The sequence below is a fragment of the Ectobacillus soli genome (genome assembly GCF_042610425.1).
GTDB lineage: Bacteria > Bacillota > Bacilli > Bacillales > Bacillaceae_G > Ectobacillus.
Map to the genome: position 1 here is coordinate 438,701 of NZ_JBGJZM010000002.1, position 15,343 is coordinate 454,043.

Sequence of the window (15,343 nt, forward strand, 5' to 3'; positions counted from 1 at the left end):
CAGGGTCTAAACTAGACCCTGCTTTTCTTAATTGGAAATATCCTGTCGTGTAAAAACAAAAAATGCGATCAACAGTGACACAACTGCCCAAACAGATAACGTAATAAGAGAGAAACTCATCGACAATCCCTTCAGTGCTGGCAATTGCCCCGATAAATAATCAGTGAGCGATAAATTCACACTGAATATATATCTAGCTCCTTCCCAAGACGTTGCAAATCCGCTCAAAATATTTCCGGCAATCAGACCCGATAACATCACGCCCATCCCTGCCGGCGTATTGCGAATGAGCACGGAAACCATAAAGGAAATCGTTCCAACTACAACCGCTACAAACCAAGCTAACCCATATGCCATTAAAATGTACTGCCATTGCGGGATAAGGTGAACGAAGCTTGTATTTAAGCTATCGTTTTGCGTAATAAAGCCTGTAAGAACAGGAAGACTCCATCCCGAATAACCAAAGACAATACCCGATATAAGATAAGACACCACGCCAATAATAAGCAAAATAAGCGATACAAACAGAAGCATAGTTACATATTTGCTAAGTAATATTTTCCACCTGCGAATTGGCCGGGTGAGCAACGCTTTGATCGTCCCATCACTCTGTTCACCTGATACAATATCGATAGCAACTATCATAACGAGTAGTGGAACAAATAAGGTAATTCCTTGTTCAATGAATGCCCGTACAAAGGTCGGGGCACCAGGGGCATTCGGATTGATGTTGTGATCCAAGTAATATTGTTGCTGCGACACTTGTACCTTTAGCCATGTTTTCCATTCATCCGGCAAACGGGAATTATTCAGCCGATTTTGCGTATCAACAATTTGCTGCTGCAAGGATACACGCCAATCACTTGTACCTAGACGTTGCTGCGTGGTTTCGACTTGGCGATACTGCGCGTAAACAAAAATAGGTATTAGTACAAGCAGGATTAACACGATAACAGCGATGCGCTTCTTTCGATAAATCTTTTCTGCTTCGTTATAGAGTAATCCGCCAAACTCACGCATGTTCTTCCCCCCTTGTAAGTTCCATAAAGAGATCCTCTAATGTAAATACAAGTTCCTTCACACCATGTACTGCAATTTCTTGCTCCACAAACATTTTTGTATAGGCGCTAACACTTGCTAGAGTCATGCGGCAAAAGAGCTTATTGCCATTATGTGTTACTTCCTTCACTCCTGTACTTAGAAGCAAGGCTTCTGCCTTTTCTACCGGCGTAACGGTCCATTCCACTCGGTCTGCCGCTTTTTTAACAAGATCATCAATCGTTGCTACTGTTATCATTTTTCCGTGGTCGATAATCGCAACACGATCACAAATTAACTGCACTTCACTTAGTAAATGGCTCGAAATGAATACGCTAATGTTTTGCTCCTTAACAAGCATATGAATAAACTCACGTAGCTCACGAATACCTGCAGGATCTAGACCGTTCGTTGGCTCATCTAGTATTAATAACTTTGGACTGCCAAGCAGGGCTTGGGCGATCCCTAGACGCTGCTTCATTCCAAGAGAATATGTTTTTACCTTATCATGAATGCGCTGATCAAGATGGACCATCTTTGCAATCTCCATAATGCGTTTATCTGGAATGCCTCCGAGCATACGTGAGAATTGCTTTAAATTTTCCCAGCCAGTTAAGTAAGTATAAAGCTCAGGGTTTTCTACAATGCTACCAATTTGTCGCATCGCCTTTCGAAACCTGGTTTTCACATCAAAACCGCCGATTGCAATACTGCCTTTCGTTGGCTTGATTAACCCAACTAGCATACGTATCGTTGTCGTTTTTCCTGCACCGTTCGGTCCCAAAAAGCCAAACACTTCCCCTGCTTTTACATCAAATGCAATATTTTCTACTAGTGTTTTCTTACCGACTACTTTCGTAAGTCCTTGAACAGAAAGAACAGAGGTCATGGATTCGTTGCTCCTTTCGCTGCAATATTAAATTGACTGACTACATCTTGGAGCAGACGGTTTGCCATCAACGTATATCCCTTATTATTCGGATGAAAATGGTCCGAGAAAAGAAGGTCTTTCGTTCGTCCTTGAAATAAGTCGTATGTCGGTACAATATACACACCTTTGGAATCAATCGTTGATTTAATCAATGCATTGTTCCAGTCAATAGCGACAGAACCCGAGCCTTTTAATTCTGGTACATCTTCAAACGGATTATATAAACCGAGCCAATAAATAGGACTGTCGGGATTAATTTCTCGAATCTCTGTAATAATTTTCTTCACATTCTCTTGGAACGTTGCCACATCTGGATGAAATTGTGTTAAATCCGTTTCCCCAATGGTCTGCCAACCTGGAAATACGTCGTTTCCGCCAATTGTAATCATAATTACATTGGCCCTACTAATTGAGTATCTAACACCATTATCGGAAAGTTGCTTAAGTAATTCTGGTGTTCTTGCCCCGCTGACCGCTAAATTATTTAAAGCCACCTTTTGTTTATAATCGGTTTCCAAGCTACTTCTTAGTCTACCAATATAGCCAAGCCCTTCGTTATCCCCTACACCACGCGTAAGCGAATCGCCCAAGCTTATAATTTGAAGCGTATCCGGTTTTTTCGTCTCAGCAGTTACTGCGCTCTGCTTCGTTATCGCAGATGCTTTGGGATTCAGAACATCTTTCACTGCAATGGTGAACCCAAATGCAAATAATACAAGTGCAGCTGTTGTTACGGCTAAGAGAAATTTGACGATTTTGGACCTCATGCATGGCCACCATCCTTCTTTATAAATCATTGGAATTAGATTTTGAAATTCAACAAGAGTCTTTGCTTATCAACTAACGCCCATATTATACCACCTGTAAGAAGGGAAAGAAAAAAAGTATCCCTTGATAGCGGGATACTTTTTCTCGATTCGTTATTGTTTTGTCACATAATTATATACTTTCAATATGCTCTGTTGAATAGTGCAGAACTTTGCTTCCTTCGTTCATAACGCGTAGCAAGTCTACCTTACAATCAGGAAATAGGGATTGCATTTCGTCTGCAATTTCTTTTCCTTTACCCTTATGGACATAGCAAAGTACAGTAGGACCTGCACCACTAAGTGTATAGCCGTACATGAACGGAACGTCTTGCATTTCCTTCAAGCATTGTAATTCCGGAACGAGCGCCGTGCGATACGGCTCATGAAAGAGATCTTTCTTCATGGCTTGACCAGCCACACTCCAATCTTCCTTCCATAGCGCTGCTACGAGTAGATTACTAATTCCGCTACCTTGGATTGCTTCTCCATAAGAAAGACTTGCTGGCAAAACGCTACGAGAATTTGATGTTTTCAATTCGTATGAAGGAATAATGGCAACGAGCTCCACCTGATGCAATGCTTTGTTTACTAGCATTGCGTGGTCCCCGTCATACATACCCACTACGAGTCCGCCGAAAAGCGAAGCGCCCACATTATCCATATGCCCTTCTACCGAGCAAGCAATATCAAGCTTTTCTTGGAGTGACAATTGAAGGTTACATAGCTCATTAGCAATCTCAATCCCTGCCACAATCGCGGAAGCACTACTTCCTAATCCTCTTGCAAGTGGAATATCACTAGATACTTCTAATTTGCAAAAAGGGAGTGTCTTATTGTATTTCGTTGCTACCTGAATAGCTGTTTGAAAGAGTAAATTACTTTCATCAGTCGGCGTATCCTTCAAAAGCGTGGATTTTGCCTCGCAACGCCAAGATGTATCTTTGCATACACGAACGAATAAATATTTATCCACCGCAAGTCCGATTGAGTCAAAGCCTGGCCCTATATTTGCTGTACTAGCTGGTACTTGTACGGTGAACATGGGACTGGTCATTTCATAACCACTCCTTCGATGTGTGCAAATACCATGCCTTCATCGTTAGGCAATACGATTGGTTGAATATGCTTTGTATCGATAGCCGTGTTTGGATCTTTCAAGCCGTTACCTGTAAGAACCGCTACAACGCGGCTTCCCTTTGGAATTTCGCCTGATAATACTTGTTTGCGAACCCCAGCAATGGAAGCACAAGAGCCTGGCTCTGCAAACACACCTTCTTTACTTGCAATCAACTGGTACACGTCTAAAATTTCTTCATCTGTAACTTCATCAATTTTACCATGAGAATCATTTGCTGCTGCTACCGCTTTATCCCAACTTGCTGGGTTCCCAATACGGATAGCCGTTGCAATTGTTTCAGGGTTTTCTATTTTATGACCACGAACGATCGGTGCTGCTCCTGATGCTTGGAAACCTCGCATAACAGGAAGTCCAGTTCCTTTCTTTTCGTTATATTCTTTAAATCCTTTCCAGTACGCCGTAATATTTCCGGCATTTCCTACAGGAATAGCAAGAACATCCGGCGCTTTTCCTAGGGCATCGCAAATTTCAAATGCTGCTGTTTTTTGACCTTCAATACGGTATGGATTTACTGAATTAACGAGTGCGATTGGTGAAGAATCGCTCAGCTTGCGTACCATTTGCAAGGCATGGTCGAAGTTTCCATCAATACTGATAATGTCTGCTCCGTACATAACCGCTTGTGCTAGTTTTCCATAAGCAATTTTCCCATTTGGAATGATAACGATACATTTTAATCCAGCACGTGCTGCATATGCTGCTGCAGATGCTGATGTATTACCTGTTGAAGCACAAATCACTGTTTTGCTTCCTTCTTCTTTTGCCTTTGCTACTGCCATTACCATCCCACGATCTTTAAAAGATCCCGTCGGATTTGCACCTTCAATTTTTACATATAGGTCAATGCCCCACTCTTTTGATAATGTATCTAAATGCACAAGTGGAGTGTTCCCTTCGTTTAATGTAAGCTCTGGTGTTTGTTCTGTTACTGGTAAAAATTCCTTATAATGTGATAATAGACCCTTCCACATCATCTTTCATCTCCCTCAATTCGATAGCTTGCCTGCACACATTTCACAGCTTCTACGCTGCTTAATGCAGCTAGCAATGCATTATAATTTGCAAGCGTTACACGGTGTGTAACGATTACGATTTCTGCAGCTCCTTTTTCCTCAAGCGGCATTTGAATAATTTTTTCAAAGCTTGCTTCATTTTCAGAGAATAGGGATGTTACTTTTGCAAGAACACCTATTTCATCCTTCACATGAAGCCGCAAGAAATATTTTGTAAATATTTCTGTATCATTCTTCAAGATTTTCGGATATTGTGCAGTTACAGCGCTCGTTCCGGTTACACCAAGAAGCATATTTTTAATAACGGCTACAAGATCAGAGACGATCGAGGTTGCCGTCGGTAAACTTCCTGCTCCTGGTCCGTAAAACATCGTTTCTCCTACTGCTTCCCCGTGAATATACACGGCATTGAATTCGTTTTGTACGGATGCGAGTGGATGGTGATTCGGAAGAAGTGTCGGCTCTACGCTAATTTCTAGCTTTTCTCCATCGCGTTTTGCAATGCCGATTAGCTTCATCGTATACCCAAGTTCTGTACTATATGCTAAATCCTCTTCTGTGATGGATGTAATGCCCTTTACTTTGACGTCGGCAAGCTCTACATGTGTCGAAAAACCAAGTGATGCAAGAATCGTCATTTTACGAGCTGCATCTAGCCCCTCTACATCTGAGGAAGGATCTGCCTCTGCAAACCCGAGCGCCTGTGCTTCCTTTAATACATCATCGTATGCTTTTCCTTCATTCGACATTTTCGTTAAAATGAAATTTGTCGTTCCATTAACAATCCCCATCATTTTCGTAATACGATCAGACGAAAAGCCTTCCACGATGCTTCGGAGGATTGGAATACCGCCAGCAACACTTGCTTCGTAAAATAAATCACAATGATTTGCCTTCGCCGTTGCTAGAAGCTCTGCACCGTATTGAGCCATTAAATCCTTGTTAGCTGTTACAACATGCTTGCCATTGGCAAGCGCTGTAAGTACATAATCGTAAGCTTGCTTCAAGCCGCCCATAACTTCAATTACAATATCGATTTCTTTATTATAAATGATGTCATTTACATCAGTGGTTAAAATGGTCGGGGTAATACGGACGTCCCGTTCTTTATTTATATTTTGTACAAGTATCTTTGCAATACTTACAGGACAGCCAAGTTGATGACGTAACCGGTCTTGATGGTCCTCAATGATTTTGACCACTCCACTACCGACTGTGCCGAGCCCTAACAATCCTACCTTTATCTCTCTCACTGATCGTCCACCCCTATTTCTATCGTGTTTTTTTCTGTTTCTAACTGTGTGTTAGATTTTTATATGTTCCATAAAGAAATCTGTTAAAAGAATTACTTTATAGAAGTTTCACTTTATATGCAATTATATAAGCTGAAAATTTAAAAAACAACGTTTTATGAAATTTCAGAATCATTTTGTGTCATTTTTTGTAGTTTACATTCTTTTAAAAACATATTTCTGAAAAATAGGCATACTTATCCATAAAAAAAAGAGAAAACAGTTTACACCGTTTTCACCGCTTGCTTCTCGTTAAATTTGATAAGGTGTTTCTTGATACACGTAATAATTTAACCAATTGGAAAAAAGTAAACTACCATGACTTCTCCATGCAACGTATGGTTTTTGCTTTGGATCATCATTCTTGAAATAATGCTGCGGCATAGTAATTGGAACACCGCGGCTTATATCACGTTCGTATTCTAACTTCAGCGTATCACGGGCATATTCACTATGACCGAGAACAAAGATATTTTTCCCTCCACGATCTGCAACAAGATGCACCCCTGCTTCATCAGATTGTGCTAATAGTTGTAGCCCTGGTACACGTTCAATATCTTCCGCTCGTACTTCCGTATGGCGAGAGTGCGGTGCAAAAAACTGTTCGTCAAACCCTCTAATTAGATTTACATGTTGTCCCTGTAGTTCGTGTTGAAAAACACCAAACATCTTTTGCCCTAGCGTATATTTCGGAACTCCGTAGTGATAATATAAGCCAGCCTGTGCACCCCAGCAAATGTGAAGCGTAGATGTAACATTCGTTACAGAAAAATCCATAATACGCTTTAGTTCATCCCAGTAGTCTACATCCTCAAATGGCATAAGTTCTACAGGAGCACCTGTAATGATGAGCCCATCAAATCGCTGGTTCTCTACATCACGAAAAGTCGAATAGAAGCTTGTAAGATGGTCTTGTGACACATTTTTAGATGTATGTGATGCCATGTGTAAGAATTGCACATCTACTTGAAGCGGTGTATTCCCAAGTAATCTTAATAGCTGTGCTTCTGTTTCTTGCTTCGTTGGCATTAGATTTAAAATTGCAATCTTGAGCGGTCGAATATCTTGTGAGAAGGCACGCTCCTTCGTCATGACAAAAATATTCTCGTTTTGTAAGATCTTACGTGCTGGCAAATCCTTATCCACGATAATAGGCATGTTTCTTCCCTCCAGCCATAAAAAGAGCTGCTAAATCCTCTGATGTATCATATTTATACGTTGTGCTTTGATATTGTGGTAGCACACGTGGTTCTCCGTTTTTAGGCGCATAGCCTCCTTGATCACAGATGGTACCTTCCTTCCATGTTTCTCCCATGCTCATCACCCTTTCTATTCCTTTCTAAATAAAAAGACTGCTTCCTACCCTAAAGGTAAAAGAAGCAGCCCGAACTCGCACATGGCTGAATATCTCTTATCTCCCAGAGTACACTGCAGGATTTGGCACAATTCCGATTTCCGGCTGTTGCCAAGGCTTCACAGGGCCTGTCCCTCCACCTATTCTTGATAAGACATATGAAATTATCTACATTCTATAAAACTATCGTCTGAATGTCAACTCGTTTTCTGAATTATTAGAATTAAAAAAGAGATCTATTTCAAATCGTAACCTTCTCATATAACCCTACACAATACTTGTAAACACAAACTCACGAAAGGCTTGTTCATGCTCATTCGCCAGCTTTTCTGCCGTTTTGTCACTGCTATCGCCTGTTCCATTATTAACAAACATATTTTGAATCGCTCCGTCTTCCTTTACATATAAAAAAGGACGTTCAAACGTTGTTTCATATTGTTCTTGCAACGCACGTTGAAACAACTCCATTGCCATTTCAGAGGAACTAACAACAGCCGTAACCGCCTCCTCTAACTCTTCTTTTCTATATAAGAACGTTGTTTTAAAATCATCTAACCCTTTTAACCCATCTTTCTCGTAGCAAAACCTAGCAACATCCAATGCACTTCCATAATCAACATACAGCCCCGTCCGCCCATTGGAATAAAATAAATACAAATCACTCATAATGACAGGATCCTTCACAATAAACAACCACTCTGTTTCTTGATTCACGCTAATCCCCTCCTATCTATCATCGTATCAAAATTGTTATCTTAGCTGACGTTTCCTATGACAATTTAATAATATTTTTACAAAAAATTGTTTGTCTCTATTTCATTTTACAGCGTAGAAACACTTGCATACTTCCTATAAAAAAGGGTAAAATAAGAACAAATGTTCGATTAAAAGGAGTGATTGCTGTGAAACTCATAAACGAAAATTGGGAAATAGGTACATTTGAATGGGAAGAGATCATTCAACTACCAAAACCACAGGAGCCCGATGAACATATTGAAATGATGTTATGTGAAGCCATGGAGCACCATAACTTTGTATCCTTTGACTATCGTCATCGCGGTGTTATTTTTCATATAACAGGCCGCATTCATCATTACAATGTAACAAATCAACGATTACAGATTATCGATACCGCTGGTAAAGCTCGTTTTATATATACAGCAAATGTCGTCCACATAGAAATTTGCAAGGAGTGGTAAAGTGAAATCTACTCCATAAAAAAAGAGACCACAACCAAATGTGTCTCTTTCCTTAGTCAATTTCATGCACATCACTTCTAGACATTCGAAATCCTTTTCGTAATACAGACTCTATTTTCAAATAACCTCGAACTTTCATACGAAGACGGTAAATGAGAGAATTCATTTCTTCCGTTCCTACATACACATTACATGATAAGGTACGTTCAGGCCATACAGCGTCAATAATTTGCTGCTTACTGACAAACTCATTTAAATTCTCAGCCAATATTTTGCAGCAGGCGTATTCCTTTTGCGATAATTTAATGCTCGCGTCATGGAAATAAACCGTTTGGGCAATATCATCTAGGTCAAGCCGATCTTTATGTAAATGATAAGCCAGGAGTTCACCTGGAATTTCCATCGTTTCATCATAGTCTTTTTCCATCTGTAACTCAATTAGCCCATTAGCCAATGTAATTGTATCCGAATCGTGTAGCCGATATATTTCAAACGGAATAAGTGCTTCTCCATTTAATTCCGTTCCATGCTTGCTACCTAAATCCTGAATCGTCATTATGCCATCTTTAACAAAAACAACGAAATGCTTTCGTGAAACAAACTGATTATGAATCGAGAAATCCGGGTCATAGGATGGATTCGCACGACCAATAATTGTTTGTGGTTTATCTAAATAAATAAACGAACCTGCTTGAAACGGATCACCCTGCTTTAAAATCAATTTATGACAATTTTGAATTTGATTCATACATACTCATCCCTCAATACTTCAATTATCGAAATACATACCTATCTGTTCTGCGATGCGAATGGGATGATGTAACATGTCGTCTTCACTAAAAAATCGAGATTCTTCAGGTAACGGCTTCGTAGATGCTTGTTGTATGTACCATTCCCATCCACGTCCTACTATCAGAACAGCAAGTAGCGTAATCATAATTTTACGCATATGTTTGCCTCCTTACAATACCTCGTTTACTTAGCATTGTATGAAAGTTACTTGATCTCCTCAATAGAAAAACAATGATAATTCAATGATAATTTTCAAAAAATTTCTGGTCAAGCCATTTGATGTTTCAAAGTGTATGAACATTTGTACTTTTTAGCAATATTGATACAATAATAGGGAACTTATCTACATTCTATCACCGTATAAAAGATCAAACTAAGGAAACGAAATGGATCCACATCACGGTGCACACCGCAAATATGAGGTAGAAAAGCTAGAAACGATTTAATCACATAATATAGCAGGGACCACTGAAATTATTTTAGTGGTCCTTTTTTTGCTGTGATAGCTGTGGGGGTGCTCAAGGTCCTTTAGTTACCGCTGTTCCGGTTTTTTCTCCTTTGCAGGCACCAATCCGGCCCTTTGATTACCACTATTTTACTTTCTTCTCCTTTCCGGGCACCAATCTGGTCCTTTGGTTACCGCTATTTTGCTTGCTTCTCCTTTGCGGGCACCATCCCGTTCCTTTGGTTACCGCTACGACAATTTTTCTCTCGCACTCGGGCACCAACCGAGCGTTATCGCTCCCGCCCTCTGCTTTTCTTCTCTTCCCGTACACCATTCCCCGCATGCCAAAAAAGGGCACTGAAACATCCTTCCGTTTCAGTGCCCTCTCCTTCTATCTACATTCATTTATTGCCCAATGTCCTCGTGTTTTTCAATCGGTAGATTCCGATCAAACGGAAACCAGTTGGCCCGGCCGAATAGTTTTACCATAACTGGAACAAAGAATGGTAAAAATACAAAGGCGTATAGAACCAAACCACCTAACACGATCGTTGCAATTTGCATTAGGGAAAGTACCCCAGATGGGAACATTGCCGCAAATGTTCCCCCTAAAATGAGAACAGCTGAGAAAATAACGGTTCCCATATTACGCATCGCAAGAAGCATCGCATCCTTCACTGGCATGCCTTTATTCTCGTTAAAACGGTCCATGAGGAAGATACTATAGTCAACCCCCAGTGCCATTAGAATAACAAACCCGAAAAATGGCATTGTCCAGTTCGTTCCATCATAGCCAAGAATATTTACATAGATTAATTGATTAATAGCAAGCGATGAGTAGAAACATAACAAGAGCGAAACAAGTAAATACAACGGCATTACAAGAGAGCGAAGCAAAACAATTAATATAATCGCAATCCCGATTAGCATGTAAATAACCGTTTGTGTGTAGTCGCTGTTTGACGCAGATAGCATGTCGGATGAAATGGCTGAAACGCCGGTAATCCCTACTTTAGCATCCTTCAAATCTGTCCCTGCCAAACCACGATTGACTGCATCACGAATCGCACTTGTTGCTCCAATTGCTTCGTTGCTATACGGGTTGTATTTCACAACGACATCAATCTTTGCCACTTGCTTATCCTTCGATAAATATTTATCAAATACTTGACCAAAGTCACTGCTCTCAAGTGCAGCGCTAGGAATATAGAAACCTGTCATCTCCTTATCCGGAGCATTCGTTAAATCTCCTAAATAATTTTGTGCAGATTTCAGACCCGAGGAAATTTGACCAAGACCATCCGCCCCTTGACCGAGTCCCGATTGCAACTGTCCGAGCTGACTAGTTAAAGGAGCAAAGCCATTCTTCAGTTGCGTTTGACCATCAGTTATCTTGCCAAGGCCATCTGATAGCACAGGTAGACCGCCGATTACTTGATTTTGTCCATCTGCGAGCATCGCATTGCCGTTTTGCAGTTTACCAGCCCCTTGCGCGATCTGCTTCAGGCCGTTTACTAGATCATCTTGCTTTTTCAGAGAATCTTCCAGCTGCTTCTTCCCAACCGCTATACCTTCTTGTGCCGTATTCAAATTCTCATTTAACAATGTCATTCCAGCTGTCATTGCCTGCAAACCTTGTACCGAACTAGCTAGTCCTTGCACCGCCCCGCTGTATCGCGGATCACTAGCTAATAGTTGGTTCGTATCCGTGTTTTTATACTGTGCTCCGAGTGAATCGAGCAATGTTTTCGCTTGTCCAAGTCCGGATGACATAGACTGCAGATTGGTAGTCATACTTGCATAGTTATCATGAAGCTGCTGAAGTCCTGTTACAAGCTGATCGTACTGCGCAATCATTTGATCCGATTGACTCTTTGAATCTTGAATCTGCTGCGTGATCATTTCGAGATTCGCCTTTATCTCACCAGCACCCATAGATCCTTCTCGGATTTTTTGCTCAATTTGTATAAGCCCCGTTTGCACCTGACTAACGCCAGCTTGCAATTGCTTCGTTCCATCAATCAGCTGATCAATGCCTGATACTGCTGTAGTTAATTGCGGACCTGATGTGGCAAGCTGATCTTTTGCTTGATTTAAACCACCTTGAATTTGCGTAATCCCATCGGTACTTTTACCTACACCGTCTGAGAGCGATTTTGCTTGGTTCGTCACATAAAAATCTTTCAATGGATCACCAAGCGGACGGGTAACACTACGCACCTTTTCCACCGAAGGAAGCTTCGCAATTTCGCGGTTTACCTTTTCAATCGTAGCGAGCGCCTGCTGTGTATCTAGCTTATCCTTACCTTCTATAATAACCTGAACCGGCATCACTTCCCCAGGTCCAAAGCTATCTGCAATCGTATTAAATCCCTTAACCGAACCGTAACTTTCCCCAATTTCATTCAATGAATTAAATGATAGCTTACCATTATAGGTAAAAAGTAATGGGACGATGATCACAGCCACAACTAACAAAGCACGAAATGGCTTCGTAAGTGAGAATTGTCCAAAAGCGCCCATGATTTTACTATCCCCATGTCCCCCCACAGACTTGGATGGCCAAAATAGATGTGGACCAAGCAGGCGCATAAATAGCGGGACGACTGTTAGTAATGCAAGAAGTAATACGGCGATTCCTACAGCAACCCCTGTCGCCGATCTATATAACGAGAATTTAGACAAGGCGATAGAGGAAAAACCAATTAAAACGGCTAGCGCACTAAAAAACACGGTTCTTCCTGCCGTTTGATACGTTTTGACAATGGCATCTCCTACGGTTTCATGCTTGGGTAGTTCTTCTTTAAAACGACTAAGAAGCAAAATGCAATAATCCGTACCAATTCCAAAAAGAACAGCTACCATGAAAATCTGCGTAAAGTTAGAGAGAGGAAAACTAAACCAATCTACAAGAAATGCAACAATCGCACTGCTGACTACATACGAAATACCCACCGTTAAGAGAGGGACAAGTGGTGCAACAACTGAGCGAAATACTAAAATAAGTACGAGTAGTATAAATACGACCGTAATCAATTCCGTCTTGTGCAAGCCATTTTGAGAGCTTATCACCACATCCTCATTGATAAAATCGTTTCCTGTAAAATAATGTTCGATTTTGGGATTTCCAACAACTTTCTCTAAATCACTGCGAATTTCAGCAACGGTTCGTTTTTTCGGATCGATTTCAATCGATGTAATCATCGTTTGATTGTCCTTTGAAATGACCTGTTTACGAATGTCTTCACTATCTCGGTAAGTCGTTAACGAGGTAATACCCAGCTTTTCTTTGTTCGTTTGCAGCGCATCAAGAACGTGATTGATTTCACGTTCATCCGTAGATGAAATACCCTGCTTATCATGAAATACGAGAATGATAGAATCCTTATTGCTGTCTGCTGATTTATGACGATCTAAAATGCTTTTCGCAACCTGAGAGGAATAGGTATCTGGAATGGTAATATTCCCTTTGTCGCGAATAAGCTGCTCCATATTTGGCGCGAATATCAGCATCCCAGCCGTTAGAGCAATCCATAAAAGAAGCAATAACCATCTGAGTTTTAATATTGCTCTCATTTTTGTCATTTACCTTCCTTTTCGTTAATAATTCTCCATATTTTTTCATACGTACGAATGAATTGCTCGACTTCATCCTCTTCCAGTTCCTCTAAATACGAATGAACAAACAACCGTAAGTTTTCTTCGACGACAACTAAGACTTGCTCTGCTTCTGCGGTCGCTTGTAACAGGACCACCCGTCTATCGCTTGGGTTTGCAATTCGTTCAACGTATCCCTTCGCAACGAGGCGATCAATCATTGCCGTTGTTGCACTTCGATTCACACAATTATACTCAGCCACAGTACTGGCTGGGCACGGTCCATATTGGCCAATGTGACGAAGTGTTCCATATTGTTCTAATGTAATATCACCTGAAAGTCGTTCCGTAAGAATTGCACCCAGTTTTTTATTTGCGAAAATAAACACTTCTTCGTATCTACGAATCAGGCTATCTAGTTTTCTTTCGTCCATCGTACCCTCCTTTTTGTAGCTTTTCTCTTTAACTAAGTTCACTTGTCGAATAGTTCAATTCATGAACTATTCGACAAGTAAAGTATAAACATCGTTTGCATTTTTTTCAATCCTTATGACTTGTTTTGAAGCCATGTAATGATTTGATCTTGAAAACGATGTGTTTCAGTTACTCCTGCCATATGACCTTGCTCGCTCGCAAATGAGTAGAAGGATGCTTGTTTGCCAAGTTGCTGCAGCGTTTGAATGGTTTGCTCACTGAATGCTGCTGGCTGTAATAAATCCTGTATACACGATATGAGCAATACGCTTGCTGTGATGCGCTGTAACGTCGATTTCATAGATGTATATCCGCGCGAAATATCATAATGCATAGTCGCTCTACATGTATAAAGCCAATGATTGGCATCGCAGATAGGTATACTAACACGGACTCGTTCATCCATATCTGTTTCATAGGAAGCCTGCGCGCCTAGCGTTTGAAAAAGCATTGCTTCCTGTCTACGTCGAGGGAAAGCCGTTTCATACCAAATCGGGGAATAAGCCTCTGCTTGCATCATCTGCATGGCTAGGGAGAGCCCCTCTACAGGTTCACATCGCCCATAATAATCGCCGTTATTCCAGTTCGAATCTAACATAATAGCACGCATGCCATGTTGCAATGCACTAAAGGAAGTCCGAATTGGATTCTGTGCATTCGTAATCACCCCAATGCATCGCTGTATCATTTCTGGATACATGACAGCCCATAATAGTGCAATCATTCCACCAGCGGAAGGACCAATCACTGCATGAAGCTTTGTAATACCTAGAGAATGTAATAACTCCTTTTGAATACGAACGATATCCTGAAATGAAAAAGAGGGAAAGCTAGTACCATATGGCTTTCCAGTATGAGGGTTAATGGTTGCCGGACCTGTTGTCGTGACTAAGGGGTTCTTCGCTTGTACATTGCACAAATGATCCATGCAAATAACAAAAAACTTATTTGTGTCAATTGCCTTATTCTCTCCAATTAGCTCATCCCACCACCCTGGTTGTTCATCCTCTTCCCTATATCTTCCTGCAGCATGGCTCGTAGCACTAAAATAATGACTCACAAGAATCACATTATCTTTCGCTGCATTACAAACGCCATACGTTTCATAGCCAAGTTCAACGGGGATACACATTCCATTCTCAAAGCAATAGCTTGGTAAAGAAAAAACACGCTTCGTTACAAGCATTTGTACCATCCTCTCTCTCAGGCTTGAAGTAATACTATCTCTTTTGTACCATTCATCTTTACAGGATTGCAATAA

Annotated in this window: 15 protein-coding genes and 1 riboswitch; of the genes, 1 reads left to right on the plus strand and 14 read right to left on the minus strand. The window is 40.9% G+C overall.

Features of this window, described 5'->3' with window-relative positions:
• Positions 1-27: 27 nt before the first annotated feature.
• The 9 genes from ACAN53_RS13975 to ACAN53_RS14015 all read right to left on the minus strand — a co-directional run bounded on the left by ACAN53_RS13975 (position 28) and on the right by ACAN53_RS14015 (position 8,289).
• Complete coding sequence (locus tag ACAN53_RS13975) at positions 28-1,020, minus strand: ABC transporter permease (protein WP_379970729.1); 993 nt, start codon at positions 1,018-1,020, stop codon at positions 28-30.
• Positions 1,013-1,927 carry an ABC transporter ATP-binding protein gene (locus tag ACAN53_RS13980; protein WP_379970730.1) on the minus strand — a complete coding sequence of 305 codons (915 nt, stop codon included), beginning with the start codon at positions 1,925-1,927 and terminating at the stop codon, positions 1,013-1,015. The genes ACAN53_RS13975 and ACAN53_RS13980 overlap by 8 nt, the downstream gene beginning before the upstream one ends.
• Entirely contained in the window at positions 1,924-2,736 is an 813-nt protein-coding gene (locus tag ACAN53_RS13985) for an SGNH/GDSL hydrolase family protein (protein ID WP_379970731.1), read from the minus strand. The genes ACAN53_RS13980 and ACAN53_RS13985 overlap by 4 nt, the downstream gene beginning before the upstream one ends.
• Before the next feature lie 172 nt (positions 2,737-2,908).
• Positions 2,909-3,832, minus strand: coding sequence for a homoserine kinase (gene thrB, locus ACAN53_RS13990; protein WP_379970732.1), 924 nt, complete (start codon positions 3,830-3,832; stop codon positions 2,909-2,911).
• Positions 3,829-4,887 carry a threonine synthase gene (gene thrC / locus ACAN53_RS13995; protein ID WP_379970877.1) on the minus strand — a complete coding sequence of 353 codons (1,059 nt, stop codon included), beginning with the start codon at positions 4,885-4,887 and terminating at the stop codon, positions 3,829-3,831. The genes thrB and thrC overlap by 4 nt, the downstream gene beginning before the upstream one ends.
• Positions 4,887-6,182 carry a homoserine dehydrogenase gene (locus ACAN53_RS14000; protein WP_379970733.1) on the minus strand — a complete coding sequence of 432 codons (1,296 nt, stop codon included), beginning with the start codon at positions 6,180-6,182 and terminating at the stop codon, positions 4,887-4,889. The genes thrC and ACAN53_RS14000 overlap by 1 nt, the downstream gene beginning before the upstream one ends.
• A 291-nt stretch (positions 6,183-6,473) precedes the next feature.
• Positions 6,474-7,379: a homoserine O-acetyltransferase MetA gene (metA, locus tag ACAN53_RS14005; RefSeq protein WP_379970734.1), complete on the minus strand. Its 906-nt coding sequence runs from the start codon at positions 7,377-7,379 to the stop codon at positions 6,474-6,476.
• Positions 7,360-7,536, minus strand: coding sequence for a hypothetical protein (locus ACAN53_RS14010; protein WP_379970884.1), 177 nt, complete (start codon positions 7,534-7,536; stop codon positions 7,360-7,362). The genes metA and ACAN53_RS14010 overlap by 20 nt, the downstream gene beginning before the upstream one ends.
• 93 nt (positions 7,537-7,629) lie before the next feature.
• A riboswitch (SAM riboswitch) is annotated at positions 7,630-7,731 on the minus strand.
• 111 nt (positions 7,732-7,842) lie between these two features.
• A complete protein-coding gene (locus ACAN53_RS14015; RefSeq protein WP_379970735.1) occupies positions 7,843-8,289 on the minus strand; it encodes a hypothetical protein in 447 nt (148 codons plus the stop codon).
• Positions 8,290-8,477: 188 nt separating this feature from the next.
• On the opposite strand from ACAN53_RS14015, the gene ACAN53_RS14020 reads away from it, so the two are divergent.
• On the plus strand, positions 8,478-8,774 hold the full coding sequence (locus tag ACAN53_RS14020) for a YolD-like family protein (protein ID WP_379970736.1): 297 nt from the start codon (positions 8,478-8,480) through the stop codon (positions 8,772-8,774).
• Between the two features lie 52 nt (positions 8,775-8,826).
• Here the strand turns inward: ACAN53_RS14020 and ACAN53_RS14025 are convergent, their stop codons facing one another.
• The 5 genes from ACAN53_RS14025 to ACAN53_RS14045 form a co-directional block, all read right to left on the minus strand.
• Complete coding sequence (locus ACAN53_RS14025; protein WP_379970737.1) at positions 8,827-9,522, minus strand: FHA domain-containing protein; 696 nt, start codon at positions 9,520-9,522, stop codon at positions 8,827-8,829.
• Positions 9,523-9,543: 21 nt separating this feature from the next.
• Positions 9,544-9,723, minus strand: coding sequence for a hypothetical protein (locus ACAN53_RS14030; protein ID WP_379970738.1), 180 nt, complete (start codon positions 9,721-9,723; stop codon positions 9,544-9,546).
• Positions 9,724-10,416: 693 nt separating this feature from the next.
• Positions 10,417-13,596 carry an MMPL family transporter gene (locus ACAN53_RS14035; RefSeq protein ID WP_379970739.1) on the minus strand — a complete coding sequence of 1,060 codons (3,180 nt, stop codon included), beginning with the start codon at positions 13,594-13,596 and terminating at the stop codon, positions 10,417-10,419.
• A complete protein-coding gene (locus tag ACAN53_RS14040; RefSeq protein WP_379970740.1) occupies positions 13,593-14,042 on the minus strand; it encodes a MarR family winged helix-turn-helix transcriptional regulator in 450 nt (149 codons plus the stop codon). The genes ACAN53_RS14035 and ACAN53_RS14040 overlap by 4 nt, the downstream gene beginning before the upstream one ends.
• Before the next feature lie 113 nt (positions 14,043-14,155).
• Positions 14,156-15,268 (minus strand): alpha/beta fold hydrolase, encoded by a 1,113-nt coding sequence (locus tag ACAN53_RS14045; RefSeq protein WP_463323070.1) that lies wholly within the window; start codon positions 15,266-15,268, stop codon positions 14,156-14,158.
• Positions 15,269-15,343 lie beyond the last annotated feature (75 nt).